The sequence below is a fragment of the Amycolatopsis mongoliensis genome, from assembly GCF_030285665.1.
Classification (GTDB): Bacteria; Actinomycetota; Actinomycetes; order Mycobacteriales; family Pseudonocardiaceae; genus Amycolatopsis; species Amycolatopsis mongoliensis.
The window spans coordinates 3,687,137-3,703,009 of the sequence record NZ_CP127295.1; the positions used below are offsets into that span (position 1 = coordinate 3,687,137).

The 15,873-nt window shown below is 71.8% G+C and carries 15 protein-coding genes; 5 read left to right on the forward strand and 10 right to left on the reverse strand.

Annotation, left to right across the window (positions count from 1 at the left end; translation table 11 throughout):
* Positions 1 to 25 precede the first annotated feature (25 nt).
* The 6 genes from QRX60_RS18065 to QRX60_RS18090 form a co-directional block, all read right to left on the reverse strand.
* Positions 26 to 763 carry a Long-chain-fatty-acid--CoA ligase gene (locus QRX60_RS18065; RefSeq protein WP_286001941.1) on the reverse strand — a complete coding sequence of 246 codons (738 nt, stop codon included), beginning with the start codon at positions 761 to 763 and terminating at the stop codon, positions 26 to 28.
* Positions 764 to 817: 54 nt separating this feature from the next.
* Positions 818 to 1,537, reverse strand: a complete 720-nt coding sequence (locus QRX60_RS18070) for a DUF2786 domain-containing protein (RefSeq protein ID WP_286001942.1) — start codon at positions 1,535 to 1,537, stop codon at positions 818 to 820.
* A gap of 18 nt (positions 1,538 to 1,555) precedes the next feature.
* Complete coding sequence (locus tag QRX60_RS18075; RefSeq protein ID WP_286001943.1) at positions 1,556 to 2,236, reverse strand: response regulator; 681 nt, start codon at positions 2,234 to 2,236, stop codon at positions 1,556 to 1,558.
* Entirely contained in the window at positions 2,233 to 3,372 is a 1,140-nt protein-coding gene (locus tag QRX60_RS18080; RefSeq protein WP_286001944.1) for a sensor histidine kinase, read from the reverse strand. Before QRX60_RS18080 ends, QRX60_RS18075 begins: the two co-directional genes overlap by 4 nt.
* Positions 3,373 to 3,567: 195 nt before the next feature.
* Positions 3,568 to 4,125, reverse strand: coding sequence for a TetR/AcrR family transcriptional regulator (locus QRX60_RS18085; RefSeq protein ID WP_286001945.1), 558 nt, complete (start codon positions 4,123 to 4,125; stop codon positions 3,568 to 3,570).
* Positions 4,104 to 4,901 carry an SGNH/GDSL hydrolase family protein gene (locus QRX60_RS18090; RefSeq protein ID WP_286001946.1) on the reverse strand — a complete coding sequence of 266 codons (798 nt, stop codon included), beginning with the start codon at positions 4,899 to 4,901 and terminating at the stop codon, positions 4,104 to 4,106. The genes QRX60_RS18085 and QRX60_RS18090 overlap by 22 nt, the downstream gene beginning before the upstream one ends.
* Before the next feature lie 135 nt (positions 4,902 to 5,036).
* Here QRX60_RS18090 and QRX60_RS18095 point away from each other — a divergent pair, with 135 nt between their 5' ends.
* Positions 5,037 to 6,017, forward strand: coding sequence for an NAD(P)H-dependent oxidoreductase (locus QRX60_RS18095; RefSeq protein ID WP_286001947.1), 981 nt, complete (start codon positions 5,037 to 5,039; stop codon positions 6,015 to 6,017).
* A gap of 4 nt (positions 6,018 to 6,021) precedes the next feature.
* Here the strand turns inward: QRX60_RS18095 and QRX60_RS18100 are convergent, their stop codons facing one another.
* Positions 6,022 to 7,497, reverse strand: coding sequence for a helix-turn-helix domain-containing protein (locus QRX60_RS18100; protein ID WP_408630238.1), 1,476 nt, complete (start codon positions 7,495 to 7,497; stop codon positions 6,022 to 6,024).
* A gap of 112 nt (positions 7,498 to 7,609) precedes the next feature.
* Between QRX60_RS18100 and exaC the strand changes: the two genes are divergently transcribed.
* Positions 7,610 to 9,133 carry an acetaldehyde dehydrogenase ExaC gene (exaC, locus tag QRX60_RS18105; protein ID WP_286001949.1) on the forward strand — a complete coding sequence of 508 codons (1,524 nt, stop codon included), beginning with the start codon at positions 7,610 to 7,612 and terminating at the stop codon, positions 9,131 to 9,133.
* On the forward strand, positions 9,133 to 9,504 hold the full coding sequence (locus QRX60_RS18110; RefSeq protein ID WP_286001950.1) for a DUF779 domain-containing protein: 372 nt from the start codon (positions 9,133 to 9,135) through the stop codon (positions 9,502 to 9,504). Before exaC ends, QRX60_RS18110 begins: the two co-directional genes overlap by 1 nt.
* Here QRX60_RS18110 and QRX60_RS18115 read toward each other — a convergent pair.
* A complete protein-coding gene (locus tag QRX60_RS18115; protein WP_286001951.1) occupies positions 9,470 to 10,846 on the reverse strand; it encodes a M20 family metallopeptidase in 1,377 nt (458 codons plus the stop codon). The two genes, QRX60_RS18110 and QRX60_RS18115, sit on opposite strands and share 35 nt — an antisense overlap.
* 54 nt (positions 10,847 to 10,900) lie before the next feature.
* Here QRX60_RS18115 and QRX60_RS18120 point away from each other — a divergent pair, with 54 nt between their 5' ends.
* Both QRX60_RS18120 and QRX60_RS18125 read left to right on the forward strand, forming a co-directional pair.
* Positions 10,901 to 11,584 (forward strand): MOSC domain-containing protein, encoded by a 684-nt coding sequence (locus QRX60_RS18120; RefSeq protein WP_286001952.1) that lies wholly within the window; start codon positions 10,901 to 10,903, stop codon positions 11,582 to 11,584.
* On the forward strand, positions 11,574 to 12,164 hold the full coding sequence (locus tag QRX60_RS18125; protein WP_286001953.1) for a TetR/AcrR family transcriptional regulator: 591 nt from the start codon (positions 11,574 to 11,576) through the stop codon (positions 12,162 to 12,164). The genes QRX60_RS18120 and QRX60_RS18125 overlap by 11 nt, the downstream gene beginning before the upstream one ends.
* A 43-nt stretch (positions 12,165 to 12,207) precedes the next feature.
* On the opposite strand, the gene QRX60_RS18130 is transcribed toward QRX60_RS18125, so the two are convergent.
* Positions 12,208 to 13,776: a beta-N-acetylhexosaminidase gene (locus QRX60_RS18130; RefSeq protein ID WP_286001954.1), complete on the reverse strand. Its 1,569-nt coding sequence runs from the start codon at positions 13,774 to 13,776 to the stop codon at positions 12,208 to 12,210.
* A 66-nt stretch (positions 13,777 to 13,842) separates the two neighbouring features.
* Complete coding sequence (locus tag QRX60_RS18135; RefSeq protein ID WP_286001955.1) at positions 13,843 to 15,720, reverse strand: propionyl-CoA synthetase; 1,878 nt, start codon at positions 15,718 to 15,720, stop codon at positions 13,843 to 13,845.
* Positions 15,721 to 15,873 lie beyond the last annotated feature (153 nt).

Below are 15,873 nucleotides of genomic sequence, written 5' to 3' on the forward strand. Positions count from 1 at the left end.
GGAGGTATCAGGGTGATCCCCGATTTCACATCGGGTGGTCCATCCAGACGTTCGGCTCGACGTACGTCGCGGTGTCGTAGGCGGTCGACGCGTACACCGGCGCGATGCCGCCCGGGACGAAGTTCTCGCCGTCCTCGAGCTTCACGCCGGTCCAGGCGCGCCAGTCGGCGAACGAACCGGAAAGCGTCACGGCGAACGGGCACACCTTCACCACCCGCGCGCCGAGGCGCTCGTGCGTGCGCAGCCAGCGGTCGGCGAGCAGGCCGTCGTCGCGGCGGCGGGCGGCGTACTCCGGCATCGGGACGGCGGGTTCCTCTTCTTTGCCGATCGGGCGGACCGACACGATCAGCTTGCGCAGTCCCGTTTCCGCGGCCCGCGCCTTCAGCGCTTTCAGCATGGGCGCGGCCAGCCCGCGGCCACGCAGGTGCGGCGCGATGACGACTTCCAGTGCGCACAACGCGGTGGGTTCGCGGCCGTCCATCACGTCCTGGGCGGCCCACTCGATCGCCTGGTCCCAGCCGTGGTCCGGGAGTTCCGTGCGGTCTTCCGCGGGGAAGGTGAGCGGGACCGACAACGCGCGCGCCATCGGCGCGCCGTCGTCGTCGAGGGCGATCAGGAAGTAGCGCGCCCAGTGGCGCCGGAACCGCTCGCCGGTGATCATCCGGCCGCTGGCGCCCTGGTAGATGAACTGGCCGCCGACGTCGCCGAGGCCCAGGGCGGAGTCGAGCAGGTCGGGACGGTCGGCAAGATCGACAACGCGCATGGGCCCCAGTGAAGCGAAAAGATCACCGCGCGGACACCGGCATCCGGGCGACGCTCAGCGCAGGGCCTTCAGCCGGCGGGTCAACGCGGACGGGTCGAGGTTGGCCCGCTTGCCGGCGTCGTGGCCGTCGAGGTAGCCGCTGCCGGACAGCCGCCGGGGTGCGGCCGAGCGCAGGTCGCCGAATTCGGCGTCGAACGCGTGCTGCACCAGCTGCGCGCGGTCGCGGACGACCAGCTCGGCCGACCGCTCGCCGGGCGCCGCCGTGCGGACCGCTTCCTGCTCGGCTTGCGACAGCCGTTCGTGCACCGCGCGGGCGAAGCCGTGCAGCCACGTGCGCCGGTAGGCGGCGAGCGACTCGCCGGGGAAGAAGCCGTCCGGCCGGACGCGCGTCAGCTGCGTGCCCGCCTGCAGCAGCAGGCTGGTGAACAGCAGCTCGACCCGGCCGATGTCGGACCGGTAGCCGAACACCGTGACGCTCTCGACCTTCTGGCCGAACCGGTGCAACAGCGTCCGGCAGCGCAGCGGGTAGGCGACCGACGTCAGCAGGCTCGCCTTGTCGCGGCTGTAGGGGTCGTTCATCGGGATCTTCAGCGTGCCGATCTCGTCGGTGCTCGCCCCGGAGGCGGCCAGCATCGCCTGGTCGATCCCGTAGCGCGCGACCAGCTCGGCGGCCTTCTTGTTGTAGGCCTCGGCCTCCGCCTCGGTGACCGCCGGGTCCTCGGCCTTGGCCAGCAGCTTGCGGATGCGCTCGAGCTGCGGGTCTGACTCGGTCATGGGAGGCAGGGTATTCGATCAGGTGTTCGGACGCGCGCACCGGGTGCGCGTGTCGCCCGGCGACACGAGCCCGGTTTCGTACGCCACGACCACCGCCTGCGCCCGGCTCGAAACGCCCAGCTTCGCCATCAGCCGGTTGAGGTGGGTCTTCACCGTCGCCTCGCTGACGCGCAGCTCGGCCGCGATGTCGCCGTTCGTCGCGCCGGTGCCCACGAAACGCAGCACCTCCCGCTCGCGGTCCGTCAGCCCCGTCAGCTCCGGCGCGGCCGCGGGCGGCGCGGTGGTGAACGCCTCCACCAGCCGGCGGGTGATCGTCGGGCCGGACAGCATGTCGCCGCGGGCGGCCGCGTGGATGCTCGCGATCAGCGTCTCCGGCGGGCTGTCCTTGAGCAGGAAGCCCGACGCGCCCGCGCGCAACGCCGCGTAGACGTACTCGTCGAGGTCGAACACCGTCAGCATGATCACGCTGGGTCGCGGTGACGCCGACGCGAGGATCCGCTCGGTCGCCCGGACGCCGTCCAGCTCGGGCAGCCGGATGTCCATCAGGACGACGTCGGGACGCAGCGTCGCCGCCTTCGAGACGGCTTCGAGCCCGTCACGCGCTTCGCCGATGACGTCGATTCCCGGCACCGCGCCGAGCAACGCGGCGAACCCGGCGCGGACGAGGTCCTGGTCGTCGACCACCAGCACGCTGGTCACTCGGGCTCCTGCGGTTCGGGCGACGGGCGGCTCGGGTAGGGCAGGGTCAGCACGACGGCGAACCCGGCCGGGTCACGGGGGCCGATCTCGATCACGCCACCGTACATCCGGGCGCGTTCGCGCATGCCGACCAGCCCGTGCCCGGCCGGGTTCGGCGGCACCGCGCGGCCGCCCGAATCGCGCACGCTGAGCACCAGCTCGGCCGCCCGGTAGTCGAGCACCAGCGAAGCCGGGGAACCGGCGTGCTTGAGCACGTTGGTCAGGGCCTCCTGCGCGACGCGGTAGGCGCACAGCTGCTGACCCGGCGGCAACGTCCGGGGCTCGCCGGTGACGCGCACGTCGACCGGGATGCCGGCCTCGCGGACCCGCGCGGCGAGCGCGTCCAGGTCGGCGAGCCCGGGCTGCGGCCGGTACTCCTCCGGAGCGTGCCGCGGCGGGCGAAGGACGCTCAGGAGGCGTCGCAGCTCGTCGAGCGCTTCGGTCGTCGTGCCGGTGATCGTGTCCAGCGCCGTCCGCGCGGTGTCCGGTGCCGACTCGAAGACGTACCGCGCGAGGTTGGCCTGCACCGAGATCACCGAAAGGTGGTGCGAGACGACGTCGTGCAGCTCGTGCGCGATCCGGACGCGTTCTTCGGCGACGGCCTGCTCGGCCTCGTGCTCGGCGTCGCGCAGGCGGTGGCTGCGCACGTAGGCGGCGCGCCCGACCGCCGCGATCCCGACGACGAGCAGCAGCGCGAGGAGCGAGTCGCCGACCGGGGAGACCGGGCTGCCGAACAGCATCGACGTCTCGTAGGCGGCCAGGCCGAGCACGGTCACGAGCAGCGCGTCCCGGAACCGGCAGTGCGCCCACACCGTGTAGGCGGCCACGACCACGCTGAGCTGGCCGAGCTGCGACCGGAAGCCGAGGCCGTAGAACAGTCCCATCAGGACCACGCAGGCCACCAGCGCCGGGATCGGGAACCGCCGGCGCAGCGCGAGCGGCAGCGCGCTCACGGCCGCGAGGACCAGCCCGAGCGGCCGCGCGTGGTCGCCGAAGTGCCCGCCCAGGTCGGTCGCGCCGGCGAGCTGGTACGCCGCGACGACGACCGCGAGCAGTACGTCAGCGAGCAGCGGCCGCGCGCGAAGGAGTCCCGGCACGCTGCCGAAGCTACCGGGTCGAACCGGCGCGGTAGCCGGAGCCCGCGGGGTACCGCGAAGGTTTACCGAGCACTGCGTCGCCGGTTGCTTCCGCCGCGTGGCCGCCCACCACTAGCGTCGTCCGCTGGCTCGGTGGAGAGGGTGTCCCAACCCAAGGCAGGGGGAGGGCTTTGGTGCGTCCTCTTCGCCGGGTTCCTAGCCGAGGTACGCGTCGAGCGTGACGGCCAGCGCCGACTCCGGCGACGGCGCGAAGCTCGCGCCGGCCAGCCCGCCCCAGAGCCACAGCTGCGCAAGGCCGTGCAGCGCCGCCCACAGCGACGCGGCGACCAGCCGCAGGTCGGCGCCCGACCGTGCGATCCGCGTCGGCACCGCCGCCACCAGCACCGCGAAGGTGTCGAAGACCGCGCTCGCCGCCGCCGAGAGCGCCGGGTCGTCCGCGTCGACCAGGTCGCGGCGGAACATCAGCTCGAACATCGCCGGGTTGGCCAGCGCGAAGTCGAGGTAGCTGTGACAGGCGGCGGTCAGCCGCTCTCGCGGCGAGTTCCCCGGCAGTGTCTCCCGGCGGGCGAGCAGGCCGGCGTACCCGCGCGTCGCCACGGCGGACAGCAGTTCGGCGCGGCCGGAGAAGTGCCGCAGCGGGGCGCCGTGCGAAACGCCGGCGGCCTTCGCGATCCCGCGCAGCGTCACCGCGTCGACGCCTTCGCCGGCCAGCAGCTCGGACGCGGTGTCGATCAGGCGTTGCCGGGTGCCCATGCCTCGTCCCGGGTCATGGGGAGCAGGTCCGGGCGCTTCGGGAAGAAGCCGTCGCCGGGCTGGCGGCCGATCAGCCGGTTGCGCGTGCGCGTGACGGCGACCGGCAGGACCTCGCGCAGCAGCCAGTGCGCGTCGGCACGCCAGCCGGCGGGCGCCGCGACGCCGGGCAGGGGCTCGAGCCAGGCGGGGTCGTGGCTGACGCCGAGCCGGCCGAGGACGTACGCGGCGAGCCGCCGGTGGCCGTGGGTGGAGAGGTGCAGGCGGTCGGCGCCGAAGTACCGCGAGTCGGTGACGGCCTGGTCGGGCCACAGGTCGATGAGCTGCGCGCCGTAGCTGACGGCGGCTTCGCGGATGGCCTCGTTGAGCGCGACGATCCGCGGCCGCATCCGGCGTCCGAGCGGCATCCGGTGGGAGATGTCGCTGAGGGTGAAGGTGACGACGGTGGGCGAGATCTCGGTGCAGGCGCGGATGGCGGCGTCGACCCGCCGCGCGACGGTCCGCGCGTCCCAGCCGCGGCTCATGACGTCGTTGCCGCCGCCGAAGAGCGCGACGAGATCGGGTTCGAGGCGCGTGGCGGCGGGGACCTGCTCGGGGACGATCTGGTCGAGCCGCCGCCCGCGGACGGCGAGGTTGGCGTACCGGAAGCCGGGCTCGTCCTGGGCGAGGCGGGCCGCGACGAAGTCGGCCCAGCCCCGGTAGGCGCGCCGGCCGGGGTACGGGTCGTCGAGACCCTCGGCGCAGCTGTCGCCGAGGACGACGAAACGGTGGTGGCTCATCCCGATCTCCGTAACCCGTGGTTCACCTTGTGGACACTGTCTATCAAACTTCTGTAGACGCTGTCTACATCGGGACCTGACATCTCACCGGCCTGTTTCGTCGGACTGGGTGAACCGACCGAACAGGGGAGAACGATGATCAAGATCGGAATCGTGCTGGGCAGCACCCGTCCCGGCCGCCGGGGTGACCAGGTCGCCCGGTGGGTCCACGAGCGAGCCGCCCTCCGCGCGGACGCGAAGTTCGAGGTGATCGACCTGGCCGAGCACCCTCTGCCTCACTTGGAGGCGCCGCCGACGGCGGTGGCGGGGCAGTACGAAGACGAGCGCACCCGGCGCTGGGCGGAAGCCATCGGAGCGTGCGACGGGTTCGTCGTCGTCACCCCCGAGTACAACCACTCCCTGCCCGGCGCGCTCAAGAACGCCATCGACCACCTCCACGCGGAGTGGGCCGACAAGGCGGCCGGCTTCGTCTCCTACGGCGGGGTGGGTGGCGCCCGCGCGGTCGAGCAGCTGCGGCTGGTCTGCGGTGCGCTCCAGCTGGCCGACGTGGCTCCGCAGGTCACGCTGCCCTTGGCGACGGAGTTCGAGGACTTCACGGTCTTCAAGCCGGGCGAGTACCAGCTCGCCGCCCTGGACACGCTGCTGGACCACGTCGTCGCCTGGAGCACCGCCCTCGCGCCGCTGCGGAACGGCGATGCCGAAGCCGAGATCAGGGCGCAGATCGGCCTGATCATCGAAGGCCTGCGGGCCAAGGATCTCGAGCTGCTGAAGCGCGTCTACGCCGAGGATGTCGTGTCGTTCGACGTCGAGCCGCCGCTGCAGCACGTCGGGCTCGACGCCAAGCTCGCGAACTGGGCCAAGGTGTTCACCTTCTTCGAGAAGGTGGACTACGAGCTCCGCGACCTGACCCTCACCGTGAGCGCCGACCTCGCCGTCGGGCACGGCTTCGGCCGGGTCAGCGGCACCCTGCGCGACGGGACGGCTGTCGACGGGATGTGGGTCCGTGCCACCTTCTGCTTCCGGAAGCTCGGCGGCGCCTGGAAGATCGTCCACGACCAGGCCTCGGTGCCGTTCGACATGGCGACCGGCCGGGGCGTGGCCGACCTCGAGCCCTGACGCCTCAGGCGAGCCGGGCGCGGTGGGCCGAGACGGCGGCCCGCCGCGGGTCGGCCGCCGGGAGCGTCCGCAGCAGGGCGTCCAGCACCGCGAAGTCGTCGACCCCGCACGCCGTCTCCCAGAACGACCACAGCACGCCCGGGTCGCCGCTGTTCAACGCCACCTGGCGGACCTGCGCGGTGAGGGACTCGCGCTCTTCGCGGATCGCGGGCGCCTCCGACTCCGGCAGCAGCTCCCCCCGGAAGACGTGCAGGACGTCGGCCGGGGAACCGGTGCGCAACGCCGTCCGGACCCGGGCGAAGTCCGCGTCGACGTCGGCCGCCAGGCGGTACGGGCGCGTCTGCACCACCGTCGCGCCCAGCTGGGAGCGCAGGCGGTGGATCTCCGCGCGGACCGTCACGGGGTTGCCCGTCTCGCCGTAGAGCTGCAGCGCCAGCCGTTCCGCGGAGAGGCCGTGCGGGTGCAGGGCCAGCAGCGTCAGGATTTCCGCGTGGCGCAACGTCAGCGGCACCTCGCGTCCGTCCACAGTGGTCGAGTGCGCGCCGTCGGAAAGGTACTCGAGCCGCAGCCGGGAGCGCCGGGGGCTGGTGCCCGCCGAAGAAAGCCGGAGCAGGTAGCCCTCGTCCAAGGGCTCCACCGTGGCGAGGCGGCCGTCGGGCAGGGCGACCGTCCCGCCACCGCGCCGGACGTCCACTGTGGACGGCAGCAGGCACGCCTGGGCGGCCAGCACCCGGCCGCCCGCCGACAGGAGCGCGCCGGGGCGGCCGCGCAGGGCTTCCAGGTGCGGCATGTTGACGCGCCGCAGGCGTTCGTCGCGGATCGCGAGCTGGGCGCGCAGCTGGCCTTCCGCGAGCTGCGCCGTCGCCGTGACCAGCGAAATCATCGCCGGGTGGACCGTGCGCAGCGGCCCGCTGACGTCGATGGAGCCGAGCAGCACGCCGGTCTCGGGGTCGCGCACGGGCGCCGCCGCGCACGTCCACGTGTGGTAGCGCCGCACCAGGTGCTCGGCCGAGTAGATCTGCACCGGCTCGCCGGTCGCGAGCGCCGTGCCCATGGCGTTCGTGCCGATCGCCGCCTCGCTCCAGCGCGTGCCCTCGATGAGGCCGACGCGGTCGCCGCGCAGCAGCTGGGCCGTTTCGCCCTCGCGCCACAGGATCAGGCCGTCCGCGTCGGTCACGATCATCACGTGCTCGGCGTCGTCGGCGATGCTCACCAGCATCTGCCGCAGCACCGGCAGCACCGGCGCCAGCGGATGGGCCTCGCGCAGCGAAGCGAGGGCTTCGGTGTCGAAGACGAACGGTGCCTCGCCCTCGTCGGGGTCGACGCGGGCCGCGAGCGAGCGGTTCCACGAGTCGGAGACGACGGAGCGTGGCGGCCGGGGCCCGGGAACGCCCTGGAGCACCGCCTCGCGGACGTGCTCCAGTAGCCGCGCGTACGACTCGGGGTCGCGCAGCAGCTCCGGTTCGGGCGCCTCTGCCACGTCCACCAGCGTAGATAGCCGGCTTGCAACGGTGCAACGCGCTTGCAACGTTGCCCGGCCTACGTTCGCCGCCACCAGCTCAACCGTCACTCCGAGCAACGAGGCAGGGAAGATGGTCCAGTACGCCGCACCGAACACCGAAGGCAGCGTCGTCAGCTACGAGTCGCGCTACGACCACTACATCGGCGGCGAGTACGTGCCACCGGCCGGCGGCCAGTACTTCGAGAACCCGACCCCCGTCACCGGGAAGACCTTCTGCGAGATCGCCCGCGGCACCGCCGAAGACGTCGAGAAGGCACTGGACGCCGCCCACGGCGCCGCCCCGGCCTGGGGCCGTACCTCGGCCGAGGAACGCGCGGGGATCCTGCTCAAGATCGCCGACCGGATGGAGCAGAACCTCGAGAAGATCGCGGTCGCCGAGGCGTGGGAGAACGGCAAGGCGGTCCGCGAGACGCTCGCCGCCGACATCCCGCTGGCCATCGACCACTTCCGCTACTTCGCCGGCGCGCTGCGCGCCCAGGAGGGCGGCATCTCGCAGATCGACGAGAACACCGTCGCCTACCACTTCCACGAGCCCCTCGGCGTGGTCGCGCAGATCATCCCGTGGAACTTCCCGATCCTGATGGCGGTCTGGAAGCTCGCCCCGGCGCTGGCCGCGGGCAACGCGATCGTGCTCAAGCCGGCCGAGCAGACCCCGGCGTCGATCCACCTGCTGTTCTCGATCATCGGCGACCTGATCCCGCCGGGCGTGGTCAACATCGTCAACGGCTTCGGCGTCGAAGCCGGCAAGCCGCTGGCCTCCAGCAACCGCGTGCGCAAGGTCGCCTTCACCGGCGAAACCACGACCGGCCGGCTGATCCTGCAGTACGCCAGCGAGAACATCATCCCGGTGACCGTCGAGCTGGGCGGCAAGAGCCCGAACATCTTCTTCGACGACGTCGCCGCGCGGAACGACGACTTCTACGACAAGGCGCAGGAGGGCTTCGCGCTCTTCGCGCTGAACCAGGGCGAGGTCTGCACCTGCCCGTCGCGGGCGCTGATCCAGTCGGGCATCTACGGCCGGTTCCTCGGCGACGGCGTCGAGCGCGTCCGCCGGATCAAGCAGGGCAACCCGCTCGACACGGACACGATGATCGGTGCCCAGGCCTCGAACGACCAGCTCGAGAAGATCCTGTCCTACATCGACATCGGCAAGCAGGAGGGCGCGGAGATCCTCGCCGGCGGCGGCCGCACCGACCTCGGCGGCGAGCTGTCGGGTGGCTACTACGTCGAGCCGACGGTGTTCGCGGGCGACAACAAGATGCGCATCTTCCAGGAGGAGATCTTCGGCCCGGTCGTGTCCGTGGCGAAGTTCGACGACTACGACGACGCGATCAAGATCGCCAACGACACGCTGTACGGCCTCGGCGCCGGCGTCTGGTCGCGGGACGGCAACACCGCCTACCGCGCGGGCCGCGACATCCAGGCCGGCCGCGTCTGGGTGAACAACTACCACGCCTACCCGGCGCACGCGGCCTTCGGCGGCTACAAGGCGTCCGGCATCGGCCGCGAGAACCACAAGATGATGCTGGACCACTACCAGCAGACGAAGAACATGCTCGTCTCCTACTCCGACCAGGCGCTCGGGTTCTTCTGATGACCGAGCGCGTCGATCTGACACCGGCCGCCGCGGACCTGCTGCGGCGGCTGGTGTCGCACCACGGGCCGGTGATGTTCCACCAGTCCGGCGGGTGCTGCGACGGCAGCGCCCCGATGTGCTATCCGGCGGGTGAGTTCAAGACCGGCGCTTCGGACGTGCCTCTGGGCAAGCTGGAGGTCGAGGGCATCGAGGACGTGCCGGTCTGGATGTCCGGGCCGCAGTTCGAGTACTGGAAGCACACGCACCTGACGATCGACGTCGTGCCCGGCCGCGGCAGCGGGTTCTCCCTGGAGGCGCCCGAAGGCGTGCGCTTCCTGATCCGCTCCCGGCTGCTCACCGACGAAGAGTCGGCGGCGCTGAACCGATAGCGCCGAACAACGCCGTGGCGAGCACCAGCCCCTCCCGGGCGACCGGGGCGAGCAGGTGCTCGTCCGGCGCGTGCTGCAGGCAACCCGGGTAGGAGTGCGGCAGCCAGAGCGTCGCCAGCCCGAGGACGTCGGTGAAGACGTGGTTGGGCAGGCCACCGCCGAAGTTGGGCAGCAGCGCGACGGGCTTCTCCGCGACGGCGTCCAAAGTGGACTTGGCCCAGCTGACCCACGGGTTGTCGACCGGCGTCCGGCTGGCGCGGAAGCTGGCGTCCGCAGTCACGTCGACCATCGAGAACCCTTGCGCCGCAAGGTGTTCACGGATGGCAGGTGCGACGCCGTCGACGTCGGTGCCCGCGACGTACCGCAGCTGCAGGACCGCTCGCGCTCGGCCGGGGATCGCGTTGACCGGGCGGTCCGGGTCACCCGCGCCGAGCGCGAGCACTTCGAGGGTGTTCCAGCCGTAGAGCCGCTCGGCGGGCGCGAGTCGTTGATCGCCCCAGCCGGCGTCCAGCTCCGGGTCGCCCGGAGTGGTCCCGACGACCACGCCGTTCAGGGCCGCCCGCACGCTGTCCGGCAGCTCGGGTGGCAGCAGCCCGGACACCTGGATCCGGCCGTGGCCGTCGACCAGGCTCGCGATCGCGCCGGCCAGCGTGGTCGCCGGGTTGCGCAGGATCCCGCCCCAGTTGCCGGAGTGGTAGGCGTCCGGGCGCAGGTCGGCGTCGAGCGTGATCCGGACGCCGCCGCGCGCGCCGAGGAACAGCGTCGGGGTCGCCGCGTCGAGGCGCGGGCCGTCGGAGGCGATGAGGACGTCGGCGCTGAGCAGGTCTTTCTCCTGCGCGGCGAACTCGTCGAGACCCGGTGAGCCGATTTCTTCGCCGGTCTCGAAGAGGAACTTCAGGTTGAAGCCGAGCTTCCCGCGTTCGGCCAGCAGCAGGCGCAACGCCGTGAGGGTGACCAGGTGCTGGCCCTTGTTGTCGGCGGTGCCGCGGCCGTACCAGCGGTCGCCGTCCGCGGTCAGCGTCCACGGGTCGAGGCCGTCGCTCCACCGCCCGGCCTCACCGACGACGTCGGCGTGGCCGTAGCAGAGCAGCGTCGGCAGCTCCGGTGACTCGACGCGGACGCCGACGAGGAACGGGCCGCCCGCCGGGTCCGGGTTGGCGTGCTGGGACACCTCGCAGCCGAGGCCGGTCAACGCCGGTGTCAGGACTTCGCCGAGGTAGGCCTGGATCGCGGCCCGGCCTTCGGGTGCGTCGCTCACCGTGGGGTAGGCGACCAGCCGGGCCAGTTCGGCGAAGAAGGCGCCGGAGTCGACGTGGGCGCGGGCCTTCTCGAGCAGCTCCATGATCGCCACTCTAAAGGCCGGAAGTTGTACGAACGATCGTGCTATCTTCTGGGTATGGAGCTGGCGGGCGTGTACGTGGGCGAACCGAGCGTGCTGGGGTACCGGCGTGATCGCCCAGTGCTGAGCGCGATCACGAAAGCGCCGGTCACGGCCCCGCGGCTGAAGCTGACCGAGCTGAACCTCGACGGCGACCGGCAGGCCGACCTCACCGTGCACGGCGGGGTCGACAAGGCGGTGTACGTCTACCCGGCCGAGCACTACCCGGCCTGGGCGGCGGACGGCTTCGACGCCTCGCCGGGGGACTTCGGCGAGAACATCTCGCTGACCGGCGTCACCGAGGACGACGTCCGGATCGGGGACGTCTGGGCCTGGGGTGACGCGCTGGTGCAGGTCTCCCAGCCGCGGCAGCCGTGCTTCAAGCTGGCCATGAAGACCGGCCGCAAGGACGTCGTCCCGGCGATGATCGACTCCGGGCGCTGCGGCTGGTACCTGCGGGTGCTGCGGCCCGGCACCGTGCCGACGTCCGGGGTGCTCGACGTCGTCGAGAGTGCGGGCGGGCCCACGATCACCGAGGTGTACCTGATCTCCTTCGCCAACTACGGGCAGCTGCCACCGGACAAGATCGAGGCGGCGCTGGACCTCGCGGACCGCGTGCTGGCGGCGCCCGCGCTGTCGGCGTCCTACCGCGGCGGCGTCCAGTCCACTGTGGACCGCTGGCGGGCGCGGCATGCCGGGTGACGGCCGGCTCGCCCGCGGCGACGCGACCCGGCGCGTGGTGCTGCGCCGGGCGGTGGACGTCGCGTCGGTGGACGGCCTGGACGGGCTGTCGCTCGGCCGGCTGGCCACCGAGCTGGAGCTGAGCAAGAGCGGCGTGTTCGCGCTGTTCGGCTCCAAGGAGGAGCTGCAGCTCGCGACGGTCGAAGCCGCCTTGGCGATCTTCCGCTCGTACGTCGTGACGCCGGCTCTCGACGTCGCGCCGGGGCTGCCGCGGCTGCGCGCGATCTGCGAGAACTGGCTGGACTACTCGGAAAAGCGCGTGTTCCCGGGTGGCTGTTTCTTCTTCAACGTGGGCGCGGAGTTCGACGCGCGGCCGGGCCGCGTGCACGACGCGGTGGCGGCGGCGAGCGGCTCCTTCGCGGCGTTCATCCGCGAGACGGCCGCCGAAGCCGTCGCCCTCGGCCACCTGGCCGCGGACGCGGAGGTCCTGGCGTTCGAGCTGCACGCGCTGGGCCGCGCGGCGAACGCGGACGCGGTGCTGAACGGCGGCACCCGCGCGTACGCCCTGGCCAGACGAGCCATCGGCGCAAGACTGTCGTGAGTGTTTAGGGCGGTTCTAACCGCCCTAAACACTCACGACGTGCTTACTTCCAGTCGACCTGCGGGGAGCGGTAGAAGTCGATCCCCTGGGTCACCCAGCGCGGGGACTGCTTCGCCAGGCGGGCGCGGTAGGCGTCCCAGTTGTGCGTCGACTTCGGGGACCAGCCGATCTCCGCGATGCCCGGCAGCCGCGGGAACGCCATGTACTCGATGTCGTCGCTCGTGCGGATCGTCTCCGTCCACAGCGGCGCCTCGACGCCCGCGACCTGGTTCTCGCCGACGCCGGTCACCAGCGAAGCCGGGTCCCAGCCATAGCCGTCCTTCACCTCGACCAGCGCGGCCCAGTCCTGGCCCAGCGGGGTCTCGGGGTTGTACTTCATGTCCAGGTACGCGTAGTTCGCCGGCGACATCAGGATCTTGTTGCCCCGCGCCGCGGCGGCCGCGACGGACTCGTTGTCGCCGCCGAAGTCCCAGTACTGCGGGATGGCCGACACCGGCAGGTCCGACTTGGCGATCTCGTGCCAGCCGGTGACCTTCTTGCCGTACCTGGCGACGATCGGCTGCACCTTCTGCTCGAAGGTCAGGTAGTCCGCGGGCGGCGTCGCGTGGGCCTCGTCGCCGCCGATGTGCAGGTACTGGCCGGGCGTGATCGCCGCCAGCTCGCGCACGACGTCGTCGACGAACCGGTACGTGATCGGCGAGGAGATGCACAGCGAGCTGTAGCCGACCTCGGTGTCCGTGCGCACCGGGACGGCCTTGCCGTCGCAGTTCAGCTCCGCGTACGTCGACTGCGCCGCGTTCGTGTGCCCCGGCATGTCGATCTCCGGGATCACCGTGATGTGCCGCGAAGCCGCGTACGCGACGATGTCCCGGTACTGCGCCTGGGTGTAGTAGCCGCCCGGGTCGCCGTCGACCGCCGTCTTGCCGCCGACCGTCGCGAGCTTCGGCCAGCTCTTGATCTCGATGCGCCAGCCCTGGTCGTCCGCGAGGTGCAGGTGCAGGGTGTTGATCTTGTACTGGGCGATCTGGTCGACGTACAGCTTGACCTGGTCCGGCCGGAAGAAGTGCCGGGCGACGTCGAGCATCGCGCCGCGCTCGCCGAAGCGCGGGTAGTCGAGGATCGTGCCGCCGGCGACCGTCCAGGTCCGGTGCTGCACGCGCTTCGCGTCGATCGCCGACGGCAGCAGCTGCCGCAGCGACTGGACGCCTTCGAAGAGCCCGTCCGCGGTGTTGGCGCGCAGGGAAACGCCGGTGCGGGCGACCTTCAGCTCGTAACCCTCGGTGCCGATCCGGGAGTCGTGTCCGAGCTGCAGCGAGATCGCGGGCAGGCCCGCCGGGCGTGTGACGACCGGCAGCGGGTAGCCGGTGGCCGGGCGAAGGAGGCCGCGCAGGTAGTCCGCGACCTGGCCGGCGCCGCGGTCGGCGCTGATCACGGTGAACGGTGTCAGCTTGAACTCGCCCTTCGGATCGGCCTTCGCCGAGACGGGCGCGGGGACGACGTCGGTCACGCTGCGTTCGGTGGTGGCGGGCGTCGCCGCACTCGCCGAAGCGGGCAGGCCGACCGCCGTGAGACTGACTACAGCCGCGGTCAAGACGGCTCTGGACAAGCGCATCAGGGCACCTCCGGTCGGGGACTCCACCCAAAGGTACAGACCAGCCGGAGCATTTGGAACAATACTTTACGAAGTGCGCAGCGCCGCCCGGATCGCGTCCAGCACGCTCGGGTCCTCGATCGTCGAGGGCACGGCTTCGTCGCGGCCGTCGGCGATCGCGCGCATGGTCTTGCGCAGGATCTTCCCGGACCGCGTCTTCGGCAGCGCGTCCACAATGGACACGTCGCGGAACGCGGCGACCGGCCCGACGTCCCGGCGGACCAGGGCCACGAGCTCTTCGCGCAGCCGCTCCTCGGAGATGTCCTCGCCCGCCTTGAGCACGACGAACCCGCGGGGCAGCTGGCCCTTGAGCTGGTCGGCGACACCGATGACGGCGCACTCGGCGACGGACGGGTGCGAAGCCAGCGCGGCCTCCATGGAACCCGTCGACAGCCGGTGCCCGGCGACGTTGATGACGTCGTCGGTCCGGCCCATGACGAACAGGTAGCCGTCTTCGTCGAAGTAACCGGAGTCGCCGGTCAGGTAGAAGCCGTCGTAGCGCGAGAGGTAGGACTCGCGGTAGCGCTCGTCGTCGCCCCACAGCGTCGGCAGCGATCCCGGCGGCAGCGGCAGCTTCACCGTGATGGCGCCCTCGCGCCCGGCCGGCAGCTCGGCGCCGGCCTGGTCGAGGATCCGGACGTCCCAGCCGGGGACGGGCTTGGTCGCCGAGCCCGGCTTGACGTCCATCGGCTCGACACCGCGGAGGTTGGCCGCGATCGACCAGCCGGTCTCGGTCTGCCACCAGTGGTCGACGACCGGCGTGCCGAGCTTCTCGTGCGCCCAGTGGTAGGTCTCCGGGTCGAGCCGCTCGCCGGCCATGAACAGCGTCTTGAACGCCCTGAGGTCGTACTTCTCCAGCTCGCGGGCGTCCGGGTCGACCTTCTTGATCGCCCGCAGCGCGGTCGGCGCGGTGAACAGCGCCTGGACACCGTGCTCGGCGATGACCCGCCAGAACGCGCCCGCGTCCGGCGTCCCGACCGGCTTGCCCTCGTAGAGCACGGTGGTCGCCCCGACCAGCAGCGGCGCGTACACGATGTAGGAGTGCCCGACGACCCAGCCGACGTCGGACGCCGTCCACCAGATGTCGCCCGCGTGGACGTCGTAGACCGCGTCCATCGAATAGGCGAGCGCGACCGCGTGGCCGCCGGTGTCGCGCACGACGCCCTTCGGCTTCCCGGTGGTCCCGGACGTGTAGAGGATGTAGAGCGGGTCGGTGGCCGCGACCGGGACCGGGTCGGCCGGCGTGGCGTTCGCCGCCAGCTCGCGCCAGTCGAGGTCCCGGCCGGTCAGCTCGGCCGGCGCCTGCTCGCGCTGCAGCACGACGACGTGGTCCGGCTGGTGCTCGGTCATCTCCAGCGCGCGGTCGATGATCGGCTTGTACTCCACCACCCGCGTCGGCTCGATCCCGCAGGACGCCGCCAGGATCACCTTGGGTTTCGCGTCCTCGATCCGCGCCGCCAGCTCCTTCGGCGCGAAGCCGCCGAAGACCACCGAGTGCACCGCGCCGATCCGCGCGCAGGCCAGCATCGCGATCGCGGCCTCGGGCACCATCGGCAGGTAGACGACGACGCGGTCACCCTTCGTGACCCCCAAGGAGCTGAGCGCACCGGCGAACCGGGCGACCGTGTCCCGCAGCTCTTCGTAGGTGTAGGTGCGTTGCCGTCCGGTCACGGGAGAGTCCCAGATCAGCGCGGCCTGGCTGCCGCGGCCGGCCTCGACGTGCCGGTCGAGCGCGTTGTACGAGGTGTTCAGCTCGGCGTCCGGGAACCACCGGTAGAAGGGCGGCCGGGAGTCGTCGAGCGCCCGCTCCGGGGGCTTCGTCCAGCTGATCGACCTGGCCGCCGCCAGCCAGAACGCCTCCGGATCGGCCAGGCTCCGCTGGTAGGCCTCGGAGTACGCGCCCATGCCCCGCTCCTTCGCGTCGTTCGTCCGCCGGCCCCCATCATGACGCGGGAGCGGCGGGCTCGCCGGATTCCGTGCACGCTGAAGACCCGGCAACCTCACGGCGGCCGGGAGCGTCCTAAGCTGGACCGCGGGAAAACGCCGCGTGACGGCTGC

What these genes read in the sequence shown, in the direction of transcription:
- QRX60_RS18125 (WP_286001953.1), top strand. Translation starts at nt 11,574, where the DNA reads ATGCCGGGTGACGGCCGGCTCGCCCGCGGCGACGCGACCCGGCGCGTG.
- QRX60_RS18130 (WP_286001954.1), bottom strand. Translation starts at nt 13,776, where the DNA reads ATGCGCTTGTCCAGAGCCGTCTTGACCGCGGCTGTAGTCAGTCTCACG.
- QRX60_RS18085 (WP_286001945.1), bottom strand. Translation starts at nt 4,125, where the DNA reads ATGGGCACCCGGCAACGCCTGATCGACACCGCGTCCGAGCTGCTGGCC.
- QRX60_RS18070 (WP_286001942.1), bottom strand. Translation starts at nt 1,537, where the DNA reads ATGACCGAGTCAGACCCGCAGCTCGAGCGCATCCGCAAGCTGCTGGCC.
- exaC (WP_286001949.1), top strand. Translation starts at nt 7,610, where the DNA reads ATGGTCCAGTACGCCGCACCGAACACCGAAGGCAGCGTCGTCAGCTAC.
- QRX60_RS18115 (WP_286001951.1), bottom strand. Translation starts at nt 10,846, where the DNA reads ATGGAGCTGCTCGAGAAGGCCCGCGCCCACGTCGACTCCGGCGCCTTC.
- QRX60_RS18135 (WP_286001955.1), bottom strand. Translation starts at nt 15,720, where the DNA reads ATGGGCGCGTACTCCGAGGCCTACCAGCGGAGCCTGGCCGATCCGGAG.
- QRX60_RS18095 (WP_286001947.1), top strand. Translation starts at nt 5,037, where the DNA reads ATGATCAAGATCGGAATCGTGCTGGGCAGCACCCGTCCCGGCCGCCGG.
- QRX60_RS18110 (WP_286001950.1), top strand. Translation starts at nt 9,133, where the DNA reads ATGACCGAGCGCGTCGATCTGACACCGGCCGCCGCGGACCTGCTGCGG.
- QRX60_RS18120 (WP_286001952.1), top strand. Translation starts at nt 10,901, where the DNA reads ATGGAGCTGGCGGGCGTGTACGTGGGCGAACCGAGCGTGCTGGGGTAC.
- QRX60_RS18065 (WP_286001941.1), bottom strand. Translation starts at nt 763, where the DNA reads ATGCGCGTTGTCGATCTTGCCGACCGTCCCGACCTGCTCGACTCCGCC.
- QRX60_RS18090 (WP_286001946.1), bottom strand. Translation starts at nt 4,901, where the DNA reads ATGAGCCACCACCGTTTCGTCGTCCTCGGCGACAGCTGCGCCGAGGGT.